Genomic DNA, 20854 nt, shown 5'->3' with positions numbered 1-20854 from the left:
CGGCGGCCGGATCGTGCACCAGCCGGATATATGAAGTCATGATCGTGAGCATCAGGGCTGCGGGGATGGTCGATCAGCTGCTCAATATCAGGGGCAGGAATGTATCAGATTTTGAGCAAGCGATCGGCAGGGCGATGACCGGCAGGTGTCAGATGTGTGGTCGGGCGCTGGACGTCTAGGCGGTTTGCCTCCGCGATGATGTGCTTGATGAAGTCCTTGCCCGCCTTTTTTACACCATCCTTGGCTAGGTCGCTGAACCCGACCAAATCTGTGTCCTCAACCCGTATGTCGACTGGCATTAATTCCCCGCCGCCAAGACCTAAATTGTTTCCACGCGAGGTAATGGCATAGGAACCATCGTCGGCGCAAAGGTCGCAACGGGGTGGCAATCGCAGTTTTTTGGGCTATGCATCTAAAAACGGGGGAAGCGATGGAAGTTGATGACGCGCACCTCATCTTGAGGATCGAGACCAAAACGCCGGTTGAGTTGAGCGATTTCGTTTCGGCGTTTGTCGGCTTTGGGAGTCAATTTGAACGCTTTCATGATCGCGAGTATCCCGAAGAGACCGGTGGTGCCGGTTTCTTCGTCCGTGAAGTCCGCGCAGGGTCAATTATAGCCGAATTGGTGCCTTACATCGGCGTGGCTGCTGTTCCGGTTCTCGGAGGAGTGATGACTGGCGTGAAGCACGCCAACGACCTCAAGAAATTCGTGGAAAACTATGGTGCAACCATCACCAAGTATTTTAAACGCGGTGGGCGCGAACTAAAAGCATCCAAAGGCGATTTGAACGACTTTCATAAGACCGTTCGCGCTGTTGCGCACGATTCAGACGCCAATCTTTCCCTCGCAGTGTTTGAGGACGGAGAACAGCGTGTTGCCTTCGAGTTCGACACCGCTCAGGCGAGGGAAGCAGAACACAATATCCTTGAGCATAGGCAGGAACTGGAGCGAACGACAGCTGCTGACCATGAAAAAGTGCTGATGGTCTTCACAAAGACTGGCGTAGCTCACGCAAAGACAGGAAAGCGTTCCGGCGAGACGGTACAGATTGAGGCCATCCATCCCCGTGCGCTGCCTATCGTATATGCTTCCACGCTCGCGGAAGAACGCATACGCCATGAGATCGCCGAGGCCGACGACAACGTATATAAAAAGGCATTTGACGTGGACGTAAACGTTGAATTGCGCGGCGGGAAACCAATCGCATATCGGCTCGTCGCCGTTCACGACGTAATTGACCTTCCAGACGAGGACTAATCCGTAGTAATGTCGCTATGCTATTGAGTAGTAATGTCGCTATGCTATTGATACGCCGCCCGACCGCCCTTGAAATCGAACTCGGCATACTCGCCGCCATCACGATTCCCCCGACAATCTGGAACAGTTTCTTATGGGGAAACTGTCAATCCAGCACATCTTGAGGATCATCCAGTAGGAAGCTCCCGGCGGGGATCATGACGATCACGATCCCCCGCCGGTCGAACGTCATGCTACCGGTTCGGCAACCTTCTTGGCGCGCGCAGGGCGACCCAGTTTTACGCCCGGCTTGCGGCCGAGCCCGATCTTGAGCGCCAGTTCCTTGCGCTGCTGGGCGTAATTGGGAGCTACCATGGGATAATCGGCCGGGAGGTTCCATTTGGCCCGATAGTCAGCGGGCGTCATCTGATAATGCGTCATCAGGTGCCGCTTGAGCATCTTGAGCTTTTTGCCGTCTTCGAGGCAGACAATGAAGTCGGGCTTGATAGACGATCTCACCGAAACGGCAGGCTCCTGCTTCACTTCTTCAACAGGGGCGGGTTCGCTCAAGGTGGAGAGTGCGCGATGAACATTGGCAATCAGCGTAGTGATGTCATTGACCGCGACGCTGTTGTTGCTGACGTGCGCTGCAACGATATCAGCTGTCAAGGTAATGAGGTTTTCGGAATCTATCATATCGACTTTCAATTTTTGCGACCAACGATACGCTGGCCTTTGACATCATCTGTTTGAAATTACTACTGCACAATCGTATAACAATTCGTCTGCGAGAATAGCCGAATGTCGCTTCTCGATGTTCGGCACCAATGGGCTCACCTGCATGTGTAATCATTATCGCAATGCTCCCGAACTGATCCCTACGTGGCGAGAATATGCCGGGTTCGACATCCGGCAGCCAAACGTGGAATTCGCCTCAGACGTCTATCCAAAACGTCCGGGCATGATCGTCCGCCGCGATGATGGCGCGGTGCGATCGGATGTTATGTTATGGGGTGTCCCGACCATGGTGAAGGGCGCGACCAAGATGCTGGAAAAGCGGGTCACCAACGTTCGGAACCTCGCCAGCCCATTCTGGAAATCGATGCTGGCCTCCCCGCCGCAGCGCTGTCTTGTGCCATTCTCGACCTTTGCAGAACCCAAAGCGGGACAGGGACGACAGGAATGGTGGTTCTCGATTCCGGATCAGCCACTCGCTGCCTTCGCGGGCACATGGAGGAACACAGAACACGGTCCCTGCTATGCTTTCCTGACCTGTGAGCCCAACCAGCTGGTCGAGCGACTACATCCCAAGGCCATGCCGGTGATCCTCGAACCGGCACAATATGAGGAATGGCTCAGCACGGATTATTCGGGTGCCTGTGCTATGGCGCGGCCGTTTCCAGCAGATCGGATGTCGGTCGAGTAGGAGAGCCTTCAGCCTACCGATTGCAGGTTCACGGCCTGACGTGTGCTGGACCGCCGACGTGGGTGGATTACGGAAGGTCAGCTATTGAACGGTCCAGTACGGTTAGCGGACGTTGACGCGCCTTCTGATCGCGATAGTCTGGCATGATGAAAATTGGCCTGCCAACACTGTTTCTGTCGTTACTTCTCGGCTGCTCAGAATTTCGGGAGCCGGAAGCACAAGACCCAACACCAATATTCGGATGCTATATGTCAGCGTCTGACCCTGCTTTCGCGCTTGGTCCACAAGGCTTGAAGATAAAGGCCACTCAGGAAACGGTCCCCTTTCGATATGAACTTCGGAAGGTGGGAATGATTGTGCGCGCGCCAATCTCAGCAGAGTTAGAGGGCAGTCGCTATGTGTTCCGGCAGTCAGACGATCGCTTCTACAGGGTTATATTTTCCGCGGGGCAACCAATCATACGAGTCGCCTTTGGCAAGCAAGGTTACCTCAGTGACTATGTCCGCTATCCAAGCAGCAAATGTGAGATGTAAACGACCAAGAATGGTCGATTTCACCCGGTCTGCTTTCCTTCCCAAAACCGGTCAGGCGGCCACCGAAACGACCGCTCCCGAATCGATGACGTCAACGGCGATGAGGGTGGGAAAGCAGATCGGGCAGAAACGAACACTTGCCGCCGTCAAAATGCTGATTAGCATCTAGGTATGTTCTTAAATCTCATGGCACTGTCGTCGGCGCTCGCCAGCCAGCCGCTTGGCTATCCCATTTTTATTCGCAATACAGAACGAAAATGTGAATTTGTAATTCAAGATATGATCATGACGCGGGAGAAGGACGTCCGTGAATGGATGGAGGAACTGCCTGATAAAGGTCGGCAAATCGATCTGTTATGGTCAAACAAACCGGATATAGGCTGCCTGCAAAAGGTGCAGAAAATTGTCCGCCGTATTGGATTCATCAATGTCGTTACCATACAGGAAAGCGGCAATACAGACTACCCGTCTGGCCTTCCGCCTGAATGACCCGTAGCAGGCAGTCGCCAATTCCCCTTTAGCGAACGAAAAGAGTATCACCGCGACGTTCGATCAAGGCGGCGTCGCCGTTGTATCGAATATGGGCCAACGCCATCCGCCGACATCGTTCATCTGCGTTTATTTGTTGCTCCACCCACCGTCGCCATTGCCGTGTCCCTAGCGCGATCCGTTCAGCATCAAGGATGCTGACGTCGTGCTGTTCGCGCAACTCCTTGATGTGGGATATCCATTGATCTCGGTCCGCCATGCTAATCGCTTATACCAGTTGAACGTCAGCTCTCCAACGTCGGAACCTAAATCGGACAAGCGGCGACCCTTTCCATCGGAGGTTCCCATGCGACAGGAAGATATCAAACCGAACCGCGACGTCCAAACAGCGGAACCAGCTTGGCAGCCAGATGATCTTCCAGAGCGCAGAGAACGGTCTTCTCGGTCGACGGTGCATAGAAACGCACATCGATCCTAACCCTTCCCAGATCGGCGGCCCAGTGCCGCAAATGGAGCGAATAGGTCTTCTTCGGACCATAGCCGAGATGCTCCATGAGACGTTGCCACAGGTCGCGGCTGCTTCCGACATACAGGACAGGGGACGGATGATGGGGCAATGGCAGCACGCGTGAATAGCAGCGCTGATCCAGCTTATCGTCTCGTGCCGACGTCATCGCTTCGTGCACTGTTGCTGGATCAGCATCCGGAAGGCTGATCGAATAGAGCGCCGTTTTCGACGCGGTCAGATTCAATGCTAGATCGTCTCGTAGCGACTTCTTCCGCTCGTCCGTCAACGTCGCCAGACCGATTTCATAGTGGGCGTTCGCACCCGCCTCGACACGGCTGAGGCGGTCCGCCAGCTCGCGCAGGCCATTCGCCGCCTCGGTCTCAAAACTGATCATCACGACGTTTTGCATCTGTTCTTTGGGATGGTTGGTGCCAAGATCATCAGCTGCCCGCTAGGAAATCAGCCATGAAGCCCGATCCAGTTTCCGCACTCTTAGACCGCAGCACCTTAGCATGATGGCCGACCAGCTTGCCGAAATATTCCCCAGCCTGCCGGATGTCGCGCGGCGTCACCACGTCCTCATCGCTGTCGACGATCGCCGCCGTCGCGAAAGCAAGAAGCTTGGTGAGATCGCGGGTGCCGATCAAGCCCTCGGCGTTTGACGAGGCGATCGCCTCCATCAGCGGCCGCAGAATGGCTTTCACCATGGCATGCTCCTTTGGGGTAATCGTAGTATCGCGGGCATCTAATTCCATATGGCGTCCTATCCTCGAAATCGGTTGACGGCCCGTTTCCACGTTCGCTCATCCGGCAGGCTGAGATGAATGCGGGCGGTGTCATTCGTCGTCTCGATTGCCACCGGTCGAACCTTTCGTCCATGCGCCTCTAGGCACAACCGGCAATAGAAGCGCTGTCGCGCGTCCCGAAAATCATCGCTCCAGCCCCGGCGCTCAAACCGCCACCACAGCCCATGGGGTTGGAACAGTCCAATGTGCCGACATCGGCACACGACCTTGACCGTCCGGTGCCACGCCGCCGCCTCAAACAGGCAGGTAGCGACCTTCAGGCCGTCGCTGTAGCGCGCCACGTCACGTTGCCCGGAAGGCCCACCTGCTCAAGATCATAGCAGCGCGCCTTGTTCGACCGGTTGGAAAAAACGGGCCGCCGCGACGGCATTGCGATAATGGACGGTCTCAAGCCGCTCGGCATCCTCGAATGGCACAGGCGTCCATTCCTCCGACGGGTAAACGGTATCGTATATGGTGCGAGCGGCGTCCCGCAGCCGCCCTTCGTCAGCTTGGCCCATTATGTTCCTCCAGCGATTCGCTATGCGGGCACAATGGAACAAACAAGGAACATATGGCAAGCCGTAGGGATCGCCTCGTGCCGGTGATCACCACGACCATCCCAGCCGCCCGATGGCTAGGTCCGACCGTTAGCGCCTAACACCTTACGATAAATATCATCAGGAGGTGCCCTGATGCGCGATCTTGCCCGAATCTTTGAACTGCTCTGCGAATTTGACTTATGCTCCAACCAGACAGAATTTTCGCGAGACTGGCTCGGGCGGAGCAAGGGCTATTATGCCTATCTCCGATGCACTGGCGCAGAACCGAACCCAGCCTCTCTGGGGATGCTCAGCGCAAGAATCTTGAACGTCTCGATGCGGGTCGCTGGCAAGATGAGTCAGGCTGACCGGAAGCGCTTATTAAAGGCGGCCGTCACCGCTGCCCTCATGATGCTGCCGGAACGGCCTGAGGATTCGGGCCAGAAGCACCTGCACCGAGACTGACGAACTGGTCCGACATCAACTCGCATATGTTTTTAGTGGTTAACCGGTCGGGGAAGATCGTGTCGGTCTACGTCGCCCATTCCCTTGCACCTGCTGACGTCGGTGGGTCAGGCTTGTTGATCCTCCTTGAAAGCGACCATTACCATCGCCATTCAGAGGGCGGATCGGATTGGAGGCCATGATTGTCACAGGACGCGACTTCAATGGCCGATCCATATGCATCTGACATTGCCTGCGTCGGCATCTTCTGGCGCGTCCAAACCGCAGGTGGTCCGAAACTGGTCAGTCATGTGGTCAGCCTTGCCGATGCCGACGAATATGGCGACTTCCTTACCCATCCCACCGGCCATTACGAAATCTGGGAGGGATGGCGAGCCGAAGGGATCGCAGCGATCAAATCCATGGGCCTGCCACGAGAGATCGCGGCGTCGGAGTATGAGGAGAGCCCACGTGGGCGTGTGGTGTATGATCGCCGCGCGGATCACTTCATAATCTACGCGGACCGGAAACTACAAAAACGCCTGATCCTCGATGACATCAAGGCCTCGTTCGGCATAACAGACCGGACCTGTATGGTCCGGTCTGATTCTCACTATGTCACCTGACGCCTAGTCGTTCACGAAGCCATCAGCGCGGTGATCCGCTCGATCTGCGTAGCTTTGTGCGCCCGATCAGGATGAGGCAACCCGATTGCCCTCACTTCATGTCCACTTGCGGTAGCGTAGGTATGCCAGTTCAAAGGTTCCATCAGAGGCCGGACCTTCTGGCGCTCCAGCGTTGGCGGAAATTGACCCCAACCCTTTTTCGTAAAAACGAACAGCTTCTGCGGCTTGTGCTGGTCAAGGATGCGCTGAACGCGAGTCCGGCCCGCGTCGTTCTGCTCTTTCGTGCCGTTGTTGGCCCATTCAGCCCTAGAGCCCACAAGGCTAGGCACGAAATTGAAGAACAGGACTGAATTCCAGAATTGCGCCTTGTCGACGAATCCGAAATAGCCCGGCACCCGGTTAAAAAATTGAATCTTGTCATATTTTCCAGATATCACGTTTTTCAGGCATTCCTCTGTCATGCCAGCATGATCCGGATCATCGGAAGTATGGGAGTGGCCCGCGATTACAATTCGTTGCCCGTCGATGCCACCCTGTTGATAACCAGCGGGACACCATTCGCGATGTTCGATCATTCTACCCCCAATGTGATTTAAATAAGCCGCATATTACATGCCAACTATCTTGGCTGACTGAAAGACATTATTTATACATTTTTCTTCGACCGATGATAGGGACATGTTTGGGCAATTTTTTTTGGACTTCATCAATAGTTATGCTAAGGTTTTTTGTTCATCGACTTTCAGTATATTTACCGGAATGTCTTTCCATTCGTCCACATCCTTATGGATTGCATGAGTGGCGAGCCCGTAATTCTTCCACCACCCAAAATGCGGTGGTTTCTGTCGCGACGATCGGACGCAGCAGCGATCAGACGTCCCAATCCATGTAATGCCGCGAGAGCCGCCTCAGCGCTTCCATGGCCTTATCGCCCCTATCCGTTGCCCTGCGGGTAATAACCCCATGCCGCGCCGCGAAAGCATAGGCGGCTTCGGAAACCCCTGCCGGGACATCACCGTTACGATAACCGTAGACCCCATCCACCAGCCAAAAACCTTGGCTGCGGTCAAAGGAAATCAACACCTTCTGCTCCTCATGCTGGAATTCTCCGAAGGCATGATCGGCTTCGAGAAGCGAGGTGAAATATCGCCGACTGCAATTGCGATAGCGCTTTGCGGTCGCGGCCAACTCGACCCCGTTATTAACTGGCCGGTAGTGCTCGGATGCGGAGATAGGGCCGCGCGGGAACGCGATGCGGAGCGACCAGCGCTTGATCGTGTCGGCAAGCTTAGTCGACTGGCGCAGGGCCTCGACGATGGCCGCCCGATCAAGTCCCCGGCGCACGAGCAGATCGACAGCAAGGACAATGTCGTCGGCCTGCGCCTTGTCTTTGATTTTGGCGCTGATGCGGTGGTCGGACAGATCGGCCGGGAGGCCGGTGATGATTGCGAGTCGCTCTGGATTGAGCTTGGCTGAATGGCGAATGGCCGTGACGATGTGCTGGGGACCGCGAGTCAAAAGAGCCCACAAACGGATGTAGAAATCCCGATCGTGAACCTTGGCCCCACATCGGACCAGCGCCGCACGGAAACCGACGGGGACGTGCTCAAACGCCAGCTGGAGGATCGCATGGTGCCGACAACCCATCAGGAAGTGCGCGGCTTCCTCAGCCATATCGTCGGCCGGGTCCACTGCCGCGAGGAATGCTGCGACGACCTGACGGCGCTCGGCGCTGGTGCGCAACATGAAGCCCGCGAAGCCGGGTTTGGCTTCGTCGAGCACGACAATGCGGTCGAGTAGCCACCCGGAAAGGGGTTCGATCGAGCCCATGACTTATCTCCATTGATCAGATCATATTGTCATGGCGGGCCTCCTGCACGGGATCATGGAAATTTACTAAATACTTCATTATGCATGACAAATCATCAATTTTATTCGACCGACTGCGGGACAAGATGGTCCCGATCATCGTCAACAAGCGCCGCGCTATGGGCGACACCGACAAGGAGATCGAGGCGTTTATCGATCTCTACTCTTGGGTCGGCCCGGCGGAGGCAGTCGCACAGCTCGCCGGTCAGAAATCGTAACCGTCGACGTCGCGCTTGGCCGCCTCCCAGCGGTCGGAGCCGATCGCCTCGCGCATAGACTGATCCATCTCGCGTTCGAATTCTTGTGCGGCTTTGCGGCCTGCCGCTTCGGCTTCTGCCTCTAAGCGGTCGATTGCCTCCTGCTGCGCTTCATCCGTATCGTAGGCGATCATCAGATCGCGGTCCTCGTCAATGTAGGCGCGGTAACGCATTCTGATCTCAGTGCCGTCCCGATACACCGCTACGCCTTGGCAGGTGACCTCCCGTGGTGAACGCGAGACTTCACGGGCTTTAATGATCTTGATGAGCGCCTTTTCCTCAAGCTGGATGACATCCTCCTCAATTGAATCACAGGATGGCATTGCGGTTCCGTTGCATCCGGCGATGCCGAACGACATGAGCATGGGCGCGGCAGCACGCCACCAAATTTCAGACACCAAGGAGTTTGCCCTTCTGCGCGTTGAACTCGTCGTCCGTCAGCAAGCCCTTCGAGCGCAAGTCTGCAAGCCGCTCGATCTGATCGAGATGCGCGCTGGAAAGAGGAGTTCCGGGAGTAGCGACGGCAGCCGCTTCGACCTCCGACGGGATCATCTCGCCGGATGGCCACCCATATTCGTTCTCGCCCTCTTGGCTGCGCTTGAGCAGCAGGAAGACGAAATACGCCCCCCAAGCGATGGGGGCAAAGGCAAGCTTTTGAATGTGCTCGAATGAGCCGGTGTAGTTTGCAGCGATGGCTGCTGCTACCACGCCTAGCCCGATATAACCGACAAGCAGCCATCCGCTTTCCCCGATATCATGGAGGCGACGGTTGGTAGCGGAGGCCTGCGGAACCACGGTGACGCAGAAGATCACGAAAGCCAGCGGATCAGCCGGAATTCCCACGCCTGCGCCAACCAATAGAACGGCAATTCCGCCTCCCCACACCAGCGCCATGAATTTCCAGTATTCGGCGCGGCCCAACCTCCCTTTGAAGTCGAAATACCAAGCGAACGAGCGCGATTCTTCCATGTTTCTTCCCCCTCTGGCGGAAAATCGATTGCTTGATGTGCCCCTCAGGGACTGCCGGTGCGTCAGATGCGCGCGAGAACGGCGCTCTTTTGAGATGCAAATTCCTCGTCCGACAGCAGACCTTTGGCGCGAAGGTCGCCCAGTCTTTCGATTTGCGCCAAGGCGTCGGTCATGTGCCCATCGTTCGTCGGCTGCGGAGGAGCCGCTTGTGCGCCGGTTCGTTCGCGGCTCTTCCTCCTTAGCTCGGCGAAGCTGGCGGGAACGAAATTGTCCGGCTCACCGAACCGATTTTCATGCTCGTCACCCGCCTTGATCATGAGATACAGCAAGTAGCCCGCACCGCCGACGAGGAGCGCAAGGGCGAACAATGCGAGAGCCGGGGAAGTGGGTTCGCCATATTCGCTTGCCTGTTGGCCGAAACCAACGATCAGGCAAGCTATAGTGATAGCGATAGCAGGCCAGACCATCACCCAACTGCTCCGATCCGTGTCATGGAGCCGCCGGACAGTCGCGGTAAATTGGGGGATCGTCGTAACGACCCAGACCGCGCTTGTGAAAGCCGGAACATCCATGTCCGCGCCCATTTCCAGAAACGCCGCGAGGAGTTCGGCCATGAACACGTAGACAAAGAATTTCCAGTATTCCGCGCGCCCCGACCTGCCAGACAATTCGAAATAGCGAAAAAGCGGCCGCAGACCTTCCATGACTTCCCCCAAAGCTGACCGGCCTCACAACCGATACCGGATAAATTCCATAACCGGTATCATTTATCCGCGTCAACCATTTACAAGCGGTATCGTTTAACTTATCCGGTATCGCATAAGTTTTTGAACATTTGGGTGTGTTGGGGACTAGATGAGAGAAAGCGATACCGCTATCCGTGGCCACGTGACCAAACCCAAGATTTTCGATGAGGCTTTTCACTTCCGTGCCCGAGGGGGCACCAAGGCGCGCCTTGACGCCCTGCGCGGAGACATGCGGCAGGGGGATTTCGTGCGGCTATTGCTCGAAGAAGCGTTGGAAAGGCGCGAGAAGAAGGCGCGGCGGCCGGAATAATGGCTACATCAGCAGGCCATCGGATATTCCTGCTATCCCCTACTTCTCAACACGAGCAGCCTGCCCTACCAGCATCGGGTAACCACCTGAGGGACCGATGGCGAAATTGACGCAAGCCGAACTGGAACGACATCTCTGGGGGGCGGCGGACATCCTTCGCGGCACCGTCGATGCGGGCGATTACAAGCAATATATCTTCGGTCTGCTTTTCTATAAGCGCCTGTGTGACGTGTGGGACGAGGAATACGAGAAGCTTCTCGCCGAGACGGGCGATCGGGAGGAAGCCGCCGATCCTGACGAGCATCGTTTCCACATCCCGCCCGAACACCGCTGGGACGCCATGCGCCAGCAGTCGACGCAGATTGGCCAGCGACTGAATAATGCTCTGGCGGCTATCGAAGATGCCAACCTCCGGTTGCGCGGCGTGTTCAACTCGGTGGACTTTGCCAATCAGGATCGCTTCTCAGACGCCCTACTGGAAAAGCTGCTCGCCCATTTCGAGAAGCACCGCCTGCGCAATGCCGATGCGCCAGCCGACATGCTGGGCGACGCCTACCTCTATCTCATCAAGATGTTCGCCGAAGGTGCGGGCAAGAAGGGCGGCGAGTTCTACACTCCCCGGTCCATCGTCCGGCTCATGGTCGAGACCATCGACCCGCGCCCCGGCATGTCGGTCTATGATCCCACGTGCGGATCGGCGGGCATGTTGCTGGAGGCGGTGCAGTATCTGAAAGATCGCGGCGAGGATGCGCGCAGCCTGTCGCTCTACGGGCAGGAGAAGAACTTCGCGACGTGGGGCATCGCCGAGATCAACCTGTTCCTACACGATGTGGACGACGCCTTCATCGCCAAGGGCGACACGATCCTGTCGCCCAAGCGGTATGATCCCAAGGCTCGCGAGTTTGTCGAGGGCGTCGGGGCCTATGACCGGGTGCTGGCGAACCCGCCATTCTCGGAAAAAGTATGGGGCTACGAGGTTTGGCAGAACGGCGACCCGTTCGGGCGCGATGACTATGGCTGCCCGCCCAAGGGCTATGGCGACCTTGCCTTTGTCCAGCACATGCTCGCCAGCCTCAAGGATGACGGGATGCTGGCGGTGGTGGTGCCGCATGGCGTGTTGTTCCGTGGCGGGGCCGAGGGCCGCATCAGAGAGGCCATGCTGGCCGCAGACGTGATCGAGGCGGTTGTCGGCCTTGCGCCCAATCTGTTCTACGGAGCGGGCATCCCTGCCGCCTTACTGATCTGCCGCAAGAAGAAGCCAGCCGACCGGCGGGGCAAGGTGCTGATCGTCAATGGCGATGCCACCTACCAGCCCGGCAAGGCACAGAACTTTCTGAGCGACGAGCATGTGAACGCTCTGGCCGACGCGGTGCACGGCTTTGCCGATATCGACAAGCTTGCCCGCGCGGTGCCGGTGGCCGAGATCGCCGCCAATGGTCACAACCTCAACATTAACCGCTATGTCCAGACCGGCGCGGATGCCGAGGCCGTCGATGTCGAGGCGGAAGTGGCCAAGCTGCAAGACCTTATCGCCCGGCGCAATGATGCCGAGGCGGTGATGTTCGGCCACCTTCGGAGGCTTGGCTATGCTTCCTGAAGGTTGGGAAAATGTAAGCCTCGGAGCAGTTTGCCAGATCACAACTGGCGGCACACCAAACCGAGCAGTGCCCGAGTATTGGAACGGCGACATTCCGTGGATGTCGTCGGGCGAGATCAATCAGCGCATCGTCAGAAACGTGGCCGAGCACATTACGGCCCTTGGAATGGCCAACTCAAATGCTCGGCGACTTCCAGCCGGAACGGTGATGATGGCACTGAACGGGCAAGGGAAGACGCGAGGCAAGGTCGCGCTATTGCAGATTGAGACAACTTGTAACCAATCCTTGGCGGGTCTGATCGCGGATCGCACTCGCCTCCTGTCCGATTACCTGTTCCACAGCCTAGATGCGCAGTATCAGGACATCCGCAATATCACTGGCGACGATGCCCGCAATGGGCTTAACCTTGGCATCCTTCGCGCACTAGCTATTGCCCTCCCACCTCTCGACGAGCAGCAGCGGATAGCCGAAGTGCTGCGGTCGGTGGATGATGCGATTGCCCGGGCCAAGGTTGCAGTTAAGCAGGCCAGCCATGCCATCGACGGGATGTTGCAAAGGCTGTTTGTCGAAGGCATCGGTCACGCCGACTTCAAGGACGGCTATTCCACCCCCATACCAGCTTCATGGGACGAAAAGTCACTTGGCGAGCTATCGGCGACGCCCATTACCTACGGTGTCGTCCAGCCCGGCCCGAACGTCGTTGACGGCATCCCGTTTGTACGCGGTGGCGACTTTCCCAATGGAAAAATCGACATCGCAGCACTTCGGAAAATCGGCAAGGACGTTGCCAGCCAGTATCGCCGGACCCAGCTAAGGGGCGGCGAAATAGTTGTCAGTCTGGTCGGCTATCCCGGCGCATGTGCCATCGTCCCCGACGCTCTTGCTGGCGCGAACGTCGCAAGGCAGGCCGCCCTGATCCGGCCAAGCAAGGAAGTCTTCGCCAGCTACCTCTATCAGTTCCTCCGTTCACCTATCGGACAGGCGCGATTGAAGAAGGAGACCATCGGATCAGCGCAGCAGGTCATCAACCTGCGTGATTTGAAAGAGGTCATCGTTGCGGTGCCGCCGAAGCGTGAACAAGAGCAAATCGCTGCGATCCTTGCCGACCTCGACGCCTTCGTCGAACTGGAAACGGCGAACTTGGACAAGCTGACCGCTCTCAAGGGAAGTATCGCCGCCGATCTTCTTTCTGGCCGCGTCCGGGTGCCCGCGTGAGTGAGTATCGCCTCGCCGAGAAACCCGCGATGGAAGTGCTGGCGGCGCTGGGCTACCAGCCACTTGCGCCAGAGGCGGCGCTGGCGCTGCGGGTGGAAGAGAACCGCGTCATCCTTAAGCCGGTGCTGATCGCAGCGTTGCAGGCGCTCAATGGCATCGGCGCTGGCGATGCCGAGGCGGTCTACAACGACCTTGCCACCCTCTCCGACAATGAGGAATGGCAGCGCAATTTGCGCGGCGGCTACTCACGCCGCCTGACCGGCGAAAACCGCGACCGGCCCATCGCCCTGATCGACTTCAAGACGCCCGCCAACAATACCTTCCACGTCGTGCGCCAGTTGCGCGTCGCCGCCCAGCGCCCGCGCATCCCCGACATCGTGCTGTTCGTGAATGGCATCCCGCTGGTGGTGATCGAGGCCAAGTCGCCGCTGAAAGGCACTGCGACCGGCGACGAGGCGTTCGAGCAGATCAAGCAGTATGAACGCGACATCCCGCGCCTATTCTACCCCAACGCCTTCAACATCCTGACCGATGGGATGAACACTGAATATGGCGCGACCGGCTCGCCATCGCAGTTCTACGCCCCGTGGCCCGACGCATGGCCGCGCACCCGCGCAGACTTCCCGGACGATCTCGCCAAAGACCTGTGGTGCCTGTGCGAGCCGTCGCGCTTGCTGGACCTGCTGGCGCATTTCATCGTGTTCGAGATCGACCCGGAAACGGGCCGGAAGATCAAGAAGGTCTGCCGCTATCAGCAGTTCCGGGCGGTCAACAAAGCCGTGCAACGGGTTGCAACGGGCGAGCACCGGAAGGGGCTGATCTGGCACACGCAGGGCAGCGGCAAGAGCCTGACGATGGTGTTCCTCGCACTCAAGCTGAAAACCCACCTGACGCTGGACGCGCCGACACTGGCGAATCCCAACATCCTTGTGCTGACCGACCGGATCGACCTCGACGATCAGATCAGCAAGACGTTCGTTGCCTGTGGCCTGCCCAACCCCGCGCAGTGCGGATCGGTGGCGGCGCTGCGCGAGGCTGTGAACCGGGGTGGCAACGGGCAAATTCTACTTTCGACCATCTTCAAATTCGCCGGGTCGAAAGTGCCCATCCCCAACTCGGCGGGCTGGATCGTGCTGGTGGACGAGTGTCACCGCACGCAGGAGAAGGACTTGGGCGCGTTCCTGCAAGCAACGCTGCCCGATGCCCACTTCTACGGCTTCACCGGCACCCCGATCAAATCGACCGACAAGGACACCTACGCCCGCTTCAGCGTCGCGGGCGAAGGCTACCTCGACAAATATGGCATCGACGACGCCGTGCGCGACGGCGCGACCGTGCCAATCCTCTATGAGGGCCGCAAGGCCGATTGGTCGATCAACGAGGCCGAGATCGACATCCTGTTTGACCGCTGGTTTGTCGATCTGCCCGACGGCAAGCGAGAGGAACTGAAACGCAAGGGCCTGACGCTCGCCACCATCGCCAAACACCCTGAACGCATCCGGCTCATCGCCTATGACATTTGGGAACACTTCAAACAGGTGTGCCAGCCGGACGGCTTCAAGGCGCAGATCGTGGTGGTGGATCGCGAGGCAATCGTGCTCTACCGCGCCGCGCTGTCCGATGTCATCGCCGCCGATCTGGTCAAGGGCGACATGGATGGCGAGGCGGCGCAAGCACAGGCCGACGCGAAGATCGCTTGCGTGTTTTCGAAGAGCCAAGAGGACAACAAGCCCAGCGAGAACGCCGAGGTTCAGGCGCTGCGCGACGGACTGGAGGCATACTATCTCGACGCCGAGGGCGAGAAAGACGCCAAGAAGCGGTTCAAGGCCTATAGTCAGGAACCCAGCTTCCTGATCGTGTGCGACAAGCTGCTGACGGGGTTCGATGCACCCATCGAGCACGTCATGTATTTGGACAAGCCGTTGAAGGAGCATAACCTGCTCCAAGCCATCGCCCGGACCAATCGCACCTGTTCGATCAAACTGCCCGACGGCGGTGAGATCGCGAAGCCCAATGGCCGGATCGTCGATTATATCGGTGTTACGAACCATCTGGACGAGGCGCTGCAATCCTACCGCGCTGATGATGTCGAGAATGCCCTGCGTGACATCGCCGTGCTGCGCAATGACCTCAAGGAAGCCCATGCCCGCTACCGGGCGCAAAAGAGGTCGATGGCGCTAGAAGGTATGGACGAGAAAACCGCCGCCTATGCCGCCGCTGCCCTTGCTGCCGACGGCCGTGAGGATGAGTGGTTCGATCTCCAGCGCCTCGCTCGGACCTTCATCAAGGTCTATGGCGATCTGTCGCCCGACCCTGCCATTCTCGACTTCACCACCGAAGTGAAATGGGCAGCGGCATTCTTGCGGTTGGCAACACAGGCGATTGCCAAGGATGAAAGCCTCGACCACCGCAGTTACACTGGCAAGATCAGGGACATGCTGGAAGAGCATGTCCATGTTACCGGGCTATCGACGACGATCCGGCTGCGCACCATCACCGACCCTGAATTTGCAGGCGACTTCGACACCGACGAAAAGTCCGAAGCCGATTTGCAGGAAGCCTTCGTCCGCAAATCGGCAGAGCTTCGCCGGGTGACCCGCGAACTGGTAGACAAGAACCCGGCACAATATGGCCGCTTTTCCGAACGAGTGCTGGAGATCATCCGCCGCTTCGAGCAAGGACAGATTGCCGCCGCCGATGGCCTGCATGATTTCGAGGGGCTGACCGGCGACATTCAGGCAGAACAGGGCGCGCACGCCGAACTGGGCATGGATGAGAACGCCTTCTCAATCCTGCGGATCATGGAAACGATCGCACCGGACACCGATCACGCGACGTTGCAGGTGGCCGCCATCGCGATCGGCGCAGTGTACGCCGATGCAGCCAAGACCCAGCCTGCTTTTGCCCATATGGACGCCTATCTCCGCTCCCTCCGACAGCAGGTCCGGCGCATACTGACCGAACACGGCATCGGGGAGACGAAGGCCATCAGGGAAAAGGTCGAGGAGTTCGCCATCCATGCCTATGGGGACCGGCACTGATGCCTGTGTTCCATATCGGCAAGACGGCGATCGAGTATGAACTGTGCCGATCGTCAACCGCCTCCCAGCGCAGGATTACTGTGACGCCTGACCGCGTTGAAGTGCTGGCGCTAGCCGGGGACGATGAAGAGGATGTCGCGCAGTTCCTGACACGAAAGCGCCAGTGGGTATTTGACACGGTCCGGGAGATGGAGCGCGTAACAGCCGCCCGCCATAGCGTCCCGCGCTTCATGACGGGATCAAAGATACCCTATCGGGGGCGTAAGATGTCGCTCACCGTGCGCCGATCTGACGCCGAGAGCATTGCGGTGACCTACCGCAACGGATTCGTCGTTGACCTCCCGGCATGGGCGGGTCGTGGCATCGACCAGCTGATCGCCACGGAACTCAAGCTCTGGCTCAAGAAGCGGGCACGTCGCCACGTGTTCGATCAGGTAGCGACATATGGACCTCGCCATAATCTCATGCCCCGATCAGTCCGGGTGGCGGAACTGGCCAATGGCTGGGGATCGTGCGGCGCGGACGGCAATATCACCGTCAACTGGCACCTGATCTTCGCCCCTCGCAGGGTGCTGGACTATGTCGTCGCCCATGAGCTTGCGCACCTTCGCGTGCGATCTCATGGCCCAGAATTCTGGTCGTTTCTCGGCTCGGTCTACCCTGCATGGGAGGAGGCAAAGCTGTGGTTGGATAACCATCAGGCGACGATTTCAGCGGATTTTTTAGCTATTAATGCGTCAGTAGGGACGCGGGAGGCTTGGACTTCATGAGCGTTCAGCATGCGATCTGGAAAGTGGGCACGACGCCGCACCCTTTGCGCCAAGGTGCCCTACCCAGCGAAGCGATCCTTGAGCAGATGATAGTGGCTTCGCCGGAAATCCTATCGCCAGATTGGATGCTGATCGGCCGACAGGAAGTGACAACCGGCGGCGGCCGCATAGACCTGCTTGCGGTCGCCCCAGATGCTTCCCTCGTCCTCATTGAGATAAAGCGGGACCGGACGCCCCGTGATGTCGTGGCGCAGGCGCTGGACTACGGGTGTTGGGTAGAAAAGCTCGGCAATGATGACATCGCGGCGATCTATGCCCGGTTTGCTCCCGGCCGGAGCTTCTCAGATGATTTCCGTGTCCGTTTCCATCGCGACCTCGACGAAGCCGATCTTAATCAGGCTCATCAACTCGTAATCGTGGCTGGTGCGCTGGACCCAGCTAGCGAACGGATTGTCGCCTATCTCAATGAGCGCGGCATCTCTATCAATGTCCTATGTTTTCAGGTGTTCGAGAGCGACGAAGGCCAGCTACTGAGCCGGGCGTGGCTTCTGGACCCGGTCGAAACCCAATCGTCTGCTGTGGCACCACGCAACGCCAAAGAGCCGACCGAAAGCTGGAATGGAGAATATTATGCCTGCTTCGGCACCGGGCCGTCGCGGTCGTGGGAAGAGGCGCGTCGATATGGCTTCCTCTCAGCAGGGGGTGGCGCTTGGTATAGCCGGACACTGAACCTACCCGATCCCGGTGACCGCATCTGGGTAAAATCGCCCGATCATGGATTTGTTGGCGTGGCGCGCGTTCTGGGGACGCCTCAACCGTTAGCTGATTTTACGATCGAGACGGAAAGCGGGATGCAGCCTGCGATCGATGTCCTGACCGAGGGCACCTATCACCGGGCTGAAATCGATGATCCAGAGCGGTGCGAATATTTTCTGCCGGTCCAATGGCTTGATACCGTTCCGCTTGAACGAGCCATCCGGGAAGTAGGGCTGTTCGGCAACCAGAATACCGTCTGCGCTCCGCGCACTGGGCGGTGGCGTCATACTGTCGATCGCCTGCGGACTTTCTTCCCGCGCTCTGGCGTATAGGCCATCCGGACCACCATTCCCCAAACAATGGAGGCAACATGTCCAAGTTCGAACCCGGCGGCGATGCCAAGGCAATCTCGCGCATTGCTTCAGCCAAATATGGCAGCTTCCTTGCGATGTTTGAGAAACATGGCTGGCCCGAACGAGGCTCCGATATGATGCGTAAGGTCCAGACGCGCGTGAAAGAGGAGTATGGGAGCGTGGCAGCGTTCGTGCTGCGGCACGAGGTCGTGGGGCAAAACGATTAGATGGTCGCAGAAGGGCTGGAGCGGTGAGCAATCTGTTCGATGCAATCGGCGTGCGCGCCTGTCTGCGCGATCATCATCCTCACTATGTCTACGTTCTGTGCCGATCCGATGGTCAGCCCTTTTATGTTGGGAAAGGCGTTAAACTTCGCTGCCTTCATCATGAAGCTGAGGCGCGGAACACCCGCCTGTTGACCCACAAGCTCAATGTGATCCGTAGCCTTCATCGCAAAGGCCACGTCGTCCATTATAGGATCGATAGTTCGTTTCCAGATGAAAAATCCGCTCATGATCGAGAGCGAATGCTCATAGCCGAAATCGGGCGTCACGATCTCCGTGTTGGACCACTGACGAATCAGACAGATGGCGGGGAAGGCGCATCAAACCCATCGGAAGAAAGCAGGCAAAGGCGGCGCGATTCTCTTTGGGGCGAAGCGGACGACCCGGATCGGAATCTGATCAACAAATGGTTTCAGAAGCTGACACCGGTAAAGTCGGTTCCTATCAAGCCCGTCGCCACTTTCAGGCGAGCGGCCGGTTTATGGAAAAATGACGACACGATTGGAATGAAACCGCGTCAGGCAGGCGCATTAGTGGCGACGGCACTTGCCAACGGCGTGCTTCTTGAGCCCGGATGTCTGCTCCCCCGGCGACTTACCATTGAGAGCGTCGAATACATTGTCGAGAATGGCGTCGGTCGGGACATGGTTTCAAACGGTATGATCGAGGTTCATGAGGGAACCGTGACGCGGGAAACGCTTCGTCTCACTCCTTCAGGCTACCAGTTCGTCGTTTCAACATTCGGAGTGAAAACGCTGGTCGACGCGGGCATCCTGTTGCCCTAGCGGCAATTTCCGACTGCTCAAAATCACAGACAAAGCTGACCGTGAATCTGATCCAAGATATATCCCGTGCACGTCGGGAGAAAGGCCTGACCCAAGCCACCCTTGCAGAGGCGATCGGAAGCGATCGCGCTGCCGTCGCGCGTCTCGAAGCAGGTGTGGGACCGATGTCGCTGTTGCTGCGGGTGATGGAAGCCCTCCAATATCACGTCGCCGGATTGGCCAAAGGCACGGTGTTGCCACAACAATTGCGAAATCGACGCCTGTCTATGAAGTTGAGCCTTCAGGAGCTTGCGCAAAGAGCTGGCGTCTCGCGCGCCACCATATCGGCATTGGAGCGCGGTGACGGCACAATTGCTCCTCTGGTCAAGGTGATCAACATCCTTCGCACTTCGACGACCGCGCGGCGCAAGCCGACGCCTAGCCTTTGGCTACCTTCGGTAGCGGCGGATCGAAACCGTCGATTCACACCGATCGAATTCCTACGTGCGATTGAGCAGGTCTGGGGCAGGATCGACCTCGATCCTTGCGGCCACCCGGAAAGCCCCGTTAACGCCCGGCAGCGCATATCACTGGAAGAAGGCGGAGATGGGCTTCAGGAAGATTGGTCGGGCGATGTCGTCTATGTGAATCCGCCATTCTCCGACATGGTGACATGGCTCCGGCGCGCCGATCAAATGTGGATAGAAAGGCGGGTTCAGAAGATCATCGCACTGGTCCCGGCACGGACTGACATTGGATATTTCCACGATCGGATTGCACAGGTTTGCGATGTGGGCCTGATGCGCGGTCGCCTGCAATTTGGTCAGCCAAACAGCAAGAAGGACGACAGGTCGCGAGCGACATTTGCCCTGATGGTGTGCTTGTGGGGAGCGACAGCGCAGGAAATAGCCGCCTTTGACGCCATTTATCCCTGTAGGTGGCTGGCACGGGACAAGCAAACAATGAGATCGGCATCTAGCTCGGTCGCCGATATCATCGTGCCACGCCCGGCCGAAATGAACGAGGCTGAACTGACTACGCTCGATGCAGATTGATTGAAGACACAACGATGACAGTCAAAAACTACCTGTTTGTGTGCAGCCAAAACCGTCTCCGTAGCCCGACGGCCGAGCAGATATTTGCCAGTCATCCCGGCATAGAGACCCTGTCAGCGGGCACCAATAACGACGCGGAAACGCCCCTAGCCCGGATTATTCGTGACGTTGTTCGCTTCGGCGGTCCGCGTTTTTCGGTGCCAGCCTGTATGTGATCAGGACGAGGGATTTCGCTGCGTCTATTTCACCGCGGATATTTGATAGGCTTGCGAGTTGG

The 20854-nt window shown here is 57.9% G+C and carries 25 protein-coding genes; 15 read left to right on the top strand and 10 right to left on the bottom strand.

From position 1 onward, the window contains the following. Nucleotides 1-430: 430 nt before the first annotated feature. The gene (locus tag SxD43FB_RS20710) at nucleotides 431-1258 is read left to right on the top strand and encodes a hypothetical protein (protein WP_096063793.1); all 828 of its coding nucleotides are present in this window, start codon (nucleotides 431-433) and stop codon (nucleotides 1256-1258) included. A 228-nt stretch (nucleotides 1259-1486) separates the two neighbouring features. Here SxD43FB_RS20710 and SxD43FB_RS20705 read toward each other — a convergent pair whose 3' ends face one another. Continuing rightward, the gene (locus tag SxD43FB_RS20705) at nucleotides 1487-1933 is read right to left on the bottom strand and encodes a MucR family transcriptional regulator (protein ID WP_176482874.1); all 447 of its coding nucleotides are present in this window, start codon (nucleotides 1931-1933) and stop codon (nucleotides 1487-1489) included. 118 nt (nucleotides 1934-2051) lie between these two features. Here SxD43FB_RS20705 and SxD43FB_RS20700 point away from each other — a divergent pair, with 118 nt between their 5' ends. Both SxD43FB_RS20700 and SxD43FB_RS20695 read left to right on the top strand, forming a co-directional pair. Next, nucleotides 2052-2663 carry an SOS response-associated peptidase family protein gene (locus tag SxD43FB_RS20700; protein ID WP_255245838.1) on the top strand — a complete coding sequence of 204 codons (612 nt, stop codon included), beginning with the start codon at nucleotides 2052-2054 and terminating at the stop codon, nucleotides 2661-2663. 704 nt (nucleotides 2664-3367) lie between these two features. Next, complete coding sequence (locus SxD43FB_RS20695; RefSeq protein WP_096063791.1) at nucleotides 3368-3685, top strand: hypothetical protein; 318 nt, start codon at nucleotides 3368-3370, stop codon at nucleotides 3683-3685. A gap of 28 nt (nucleotides 3686-3713) precedes the next feature. On the opposite strand, the gene SxD43FB_RS25400 is transcribed toward SxD43FB_RS20695, so the two are convergent. The 4 genes from SxD43FB_RS25400 to SxD43FB_RS20670 all read right to left on the bottom strand — a co-directional run bounded on the left by SxD43FB_RS25400 (nucleotide 3714) and on the right by SxD43FB_RS20670 (nucleotide 5499). After that, nucleotides 3714-3944: a hypothetical protein gene (locus SxD43FB_RS25400; protein WP_096063790.1), complete on the bottom strand. Its 231-nt coding sequence runs from the start codon at nucleotides 3942-3944 to the stop codon at nucleotides 3714-3716. Nucleotides 3945-4047: 103 nt separating this feature from the next. After that, complete coding sequence (locus tag SxD43FB_RS20685) at nucleotides 4048-4602, bottom strand: hypothetical protein (RefSeq protein WP_096063789.1); 555 nt, start codon at nucleotides 4600-4602, stop codon at nucleotides 4048-4050. Between the two features lie 31 nt (nucleotides 4603-4633). Next, on the bottom strand, nucleotides 4634-4900 hold the full coding sequence (locus tag SxD43FB_RS20680; protein ID WP_096063788.1) for a hypothetical protein: 267 nt from the start codon (nucleotides 4898-4900) through the stop codon (nucleotides 4634-4636). Between the two features lie 413 nt (nucleotides 4901-5313). Next, nucleotides 5314-5499, bottom strand: coding sequence for a hypothetical protein (locus SxD43FB_RS20670; protein WP_096063786.1), 186 nt, complete (start codon nucleotides 5497-5499; stop codon nucleotides 5314-5316). Nucleotides 5500-5673: 174 nt separating this feature from the next. Here SxD43FB_RS20670 and SxD43FB_RS20665 point away from each other — a divergent pair, with 174 nt between their 5' ends. Together SxD43FB_RS20665 and SxD43FB_RS20660 are read left to right on the top strand one after the other, a co-directional pair. Further along, nucleotides 5674-5985, top strand: coding sequence for a DUF6626 family protein (locus SxD43FB_RS20665; RefSeq protein ID WP_096063785.1), 312 nt, complete (start codon nucleotides 5674-5676; stop codon nucleotides 5983-5985). A 203-nt stretch (nucleotides 5986-6188) separates the two neighbouring features. Next, on the top strand, nucleotides 6189-6590 hold the full coding sequence (locus SxD43FB_RS20660) for a hypothetical protein (protein ID WP_096063784.1): 402 nt from the start codon (nucleotides 6189-6191) through the stop codon (nucleotides 6588-6590). Nucleotides 6591-6601: 11 nt separating this feature from the next. On the opposite strand, the gene SxD43FB_RS20655 is transcribed toward SxD43FB_RS20660, so the two are convergent. Continuing rightward, nucleotides 6602-7165, bottom strand: a complete 564-nt coding sequence (locus tag SxD43FB_RS20655; protein ID WP_141249569.1) for a hypothetical protein — start codon at nucleotides 7163-7165, stop codon at nucleotides 6602-6604. 295 nt (nucleotides 7166-7460) lie between these two features. Then, on the bottom strand, nucleotides 7461-8420 hold the full coding sequence (locus tag SxD43FB_RS20650) for a hypothetical protein (protein WP_096063782.1): 960 nt from the start codon (nucleotides 8418-8420) through the stop codon (nucleotides 7461-7463). A 125-nt stretch (nucleotides 8421-8545) separates the two neighbouring features. Here SxD43FB_RS20650 and SxD43FB_RS26090 point away from each other — a divergent pair, with 125 nt between their 5' ends. Then, nucleotides 8546-8677, top strand: a complete 132-nt coding sequence (locus SxD43FB_RS26090; protein WP_255245837.1) for a hypothetical protein — start codon at nucleotides 8546-8548, stop codon at nucleotides 8675-8677. Here SxD43FB_RS26090 and SxD43FB_RS20645 read toward each other — a convergent pair. The 3 genes from SxD43FB_RS20645 to SxD43FB_RS25590 form a co-directional block, all read right to left on the bottom strand. Next, nucleotides 8665-9117, bottom strand: a complete 453-nt coding sequence (locus SxD43FB_RS20645) for a hypothetical protein (RefSeq protein WP_141249568.1) — start codon at nucleotides 9115-9117, stop codon at nucleotides 8665-8667. The genes SxD43FB_RS26090 and SxD43FB_RS20645 overlap by 13 nt on opposite strands. After that, nucleotides 9107-9685, bottom strand: coding sequence for a DUF805 domain-containing protein (locus tag SxD43FB_RS25595; RefSeq protein WP_096063780.1), 579 nt, complete (start codon nucleotides 9683-9685; stop codon nucleotides 9107-9109). The genes SxD43FB_RS20645 and SxD43FB_RS25595 overlap by 11 nt, the downstream gene beginning before the upstream one ends. A gap of 62 nt (nucleotides 9686-9747) precedes the next feature. Beyond that, nucleotides 9748-10389, bottom strand: coding sequence for a DUF805 domain-containing protein (locus SxD43FB_RS25590; RefSeq protein ID WP_096063779.1), 642 nt, complete (start codon nucleotides 10387-10389; stop codon nucleotides 9748-9750). A 184-nt stretch (nucleotides 10390-10573) separates the two neighbouring features. On the opposite strand from SxD43FB_RS25590, the gene SxD43FB_RS25390 reads away from it, so the two are divergent. The 9 genes from SxD43FB_RS25390 (at nucleotide 10574) to SxD43FB_RS20585 (ending at nucleotide 20577) form a co-directional block, all read left to right on the top strand. Next, the gene (locus SxD43FB_RS25390) at nucleotides 10574-10741 is read left to right on the top strand and encodes a hypothetical protein (RefSeq protein ID WP_176482873.1); all 168 of its coding nucleotides are present in this window, start codon (nucleotides 10574-10576) and stop codon (nucleotides 10739-10741) included. Nucleotides 10742-10838: 97 nt separating this feature from the next. Further along, nucleotides 10839-12338: a class I SAM-dependent DNA methyltransferase gene (locus tag SxD43FB_RS20625; protein ID WP_096063777.1), complete on the top strand. Its 1500-nt coding sequence runs from the start codon at nucleotides 10839-10841 to the stop codon at nucleotides 12336-12338. Beyond that, the gene (locus tag SxD43FB_RS20620) at nucleotides 12328-13554 is read left to right on the top strand and encodes a restriction endonuclease subunit S (RefSeq protein ID WP_096063776.1); all 1227 of its coding nucleotides are present in this window, start codon (nucleotides 12328-12330) and stop codon (nucleotides 13552-13554) included. The genes SxD43FB_RS20625 and SxD43FB_RS20620 overlap by 11 nt, the downstream gene beginning before the upstream one ends. Then, complete coding sequence (locus SxD43FB_RS20615; RefSeq protein ID WP_096063775.1) at nucleotides 13551-16595, top strand: type I restriction endonuclease subunit R; 3045 nt, start codon at nucleotides 13551-13553, stop codon at nucleotides 16593-16595. The genes SxD43FB_RS20620 and SxD43FB_RS20615 overlap by 4 nt, the downstream gene beginning before the upstream one ends. Next, on the top strand, nucleotides 16595-17365 hold the full coding sequence (locus tag SxD43FB_RS20610; protein WP_096063774.1) for a SprT family zinc-dependent metalloprotease: 771 nt from the start codon (nucleotides 16595-16597) through the stop codon (nucleotides 17363-17365). Before SxD43FB_RS20615 ends, SxD43FB_RS20610 begins: the two co-directional genes overlap by 1 nt. Then, complete coding sequence (locus SxD43FB_RS20605; RefSeq protein WP_217988818.1) at nucleotides 17353-18453, top strand: endonuclease NucS domain-containing protein; 1101 nt, start codon at nucleotides 17353-17355, stop codon at nucleotides 18451-18453. The genes SxD43FB_RS20610 and SxD43FB_RS20605 overlap by 13 nt, the downstream gene beginning before the upstream one ends. Before the next feature lie 38 nt (nucleotides 18454-18491). Further along, nucleotides 18492-18701 carry a hypothetical protein gene (locus SxD43FB_RS20600; RefSeq protein ID WP_096063772.1) on the top strand — a complete coding sequence of 70 codons (210 nt, stop codon included), beginning with the start codon at nucleotides 18492-18494 and terminating at the stop codon, nucleotides 18699-18701. A gap of 23 nt (nucleotides 18702-18724) precedes the next feature. Beyond that, nucleotides 18725-19543: a GIY-YIG nuclease family protein gene (locus SxD43FB_RS20590; RefSeq protein ID WP_141249567.1), complete on the top strand. Its 819-nt coding sequence runs from the start codon at nucleotides 18725-18727 to the stop codon at nucleotides 19541-19543. A gap of 41 nt (nucleotides 19544-19584) precedes the next feature. Then, complete coding sequence (locus tag SxD43FB_RS20585) at nucleotides 19585-20577, top strand: DNA N-6-adenine-methyltransferase (RefSeq protein ID WP_096063769.1); 993 nt, start codon at nucleotides 19585-19587, stop codon at nucleotides 20575-20577. The last annotated feature ends 277 nt before the right edge of the window (nucleotides 20578-20854 follow it).

Source organism: Sphingobium sp. D43FB (genome assembly GCF_002312805.1).
Classification (GTDB): domain Bacteria; phylum Pseudomonadota; class Alphaproteobacteria; order Sphingomonadales; family Sphingomonadaceae; genus Sphingobium.
This window is presented reverse-complemented; position numbering and strand designations above follow the sequence as displayed.

Coding starts and splice junctions, on each gene's coding strand:
- SxD43FB_RS25590 (WP_096063779.1), bottom strand. CDS start 10,389: ATGGAAGGTCTGCGGCCGCTTTTTCGCTATTTCGAATTGTCTGGCAGG.
- SxD43FB_RS20705 (WP_176482874.1), bottom strand. CDS start 1,933: ATGATAGATTCCGAAAACCTCATTACCTTGACAGCTGATATCGTTGCA.
- SxD43FB_RS20670 (WP_096063786.1), bottom strand. CDS start 5,499: ATGGGCCAAGCTGACGAAGGGCGGCTGCGGGACGCCGCTCGCACCATA.
- SxD43FB_RS20680 (WP_096063788.1), bottom strand. CDS start 4,900: ATGGTGAAAGCCATTCTGCGGCCGCTGATGGAGGCGATCGCCTCGTCA.
- SxD43FB_RS20685 (WP_096063789.1), bottom strand. CDS start 4,602: ATGCAAAACGTCGTGATGATCAGTTTTGAGACCGAGGCGGCGAATGGC.
- SxD43FB_RS20600 (WP_096063772.1), top strand. CDS start 18,492: ATGTCCAAGTTCGAACCCGGCGGCGATGCCAAGGCAATCTCGCGCATT.
- SxD43FB_RS20710 (WP_096063793.1), top strand. CDS start 431: ATGGAAGTTGATGACGCGCACCTCATCTTGAGGATCGAGACCAAAACG.
- SxD43FB_RS20660 (WP_096063784.1), top strand. CDS start 6,189: ATGGCCGATCCATATGCATCTGACATTGCCTGCGTCGGCATCTTCTGG.
- SxD43FB_RS25595 (WP_096063780.1), bottom strand. CDS start 9,685: ATGGAAGAATCGCGCTCGTTCGCTTGGTATTTCGACTTCAAAGGGAGG.
- SxD43FB_RS20650 (WP_096063782.1), bottom strand. CDS start 8,420: ATGGGCTCGATCGAACCCCTTTCCGGGTGGCTACTCGACCGCATTGTC.
- SxD43FB_RS25400 (WP_096063790.1), bottom strand. CDS start 3,944: ATGGCGGACCGAGATCAATGGATATCCCACATCAAGGAGTTGCGCGAA.
- SxD43FB_RS20665 (WP_096063785.1), top strand. CDS start 5,674: ATGCGCGATCTTGCCCGAATCTTTGAACTGCTCTGCGAATTTGACTTA.
- SxD43FB_RS20620 (WP_096063776.1), top strand. CDS start 12,328: ATGCTTCCTGAAGGTTGGGAAAATGTAAGCCTCGGAGCAGTTTGCCAG.
- SxD43FB_RS20610 (WP_096063774.1), top strand. CDS start 16,595: ATGCCTGTGTTCCATATCGGCAAGACGGCGATCGAGTATGAACTGTGC.
- SxD43FB_RS20655 (WP_141249569.1), bottom strand. CDS start 7,165: ATGATCGAACATCGCGAATGGTGTCCCGCTGGTTATCAACAGGGTGGC.
- SxD43FB_RS26090 (WP_255245837.1), top strand. CDS start 8,546: ATGGTCCCGATCATCGTCAACAAGCGCCGCGCTATGGGCGACACCGAC.
- SxD43FB_RS20625 (WP_096063777.1), top strand. CDS start 10,839: ATGGCGAAATTGACGCAAGCCGAACTGGAACGACATCTCTGGGGGGCG.
- SxD43FB_RS20695 (WP_096063791.1), top strand. CDS start 3,368: ATGTTCTTAAATCTCATGGCACTGTCGTCGGCGCTCGCCAGCCAGCCG.
- SxD43FB_RS20700 (WP_255245838.1), top strand. CDS start 2,052: ATGTTCGGCACCAATGGGCTCACCTGCATGTGTAATCATTATCGCAAT.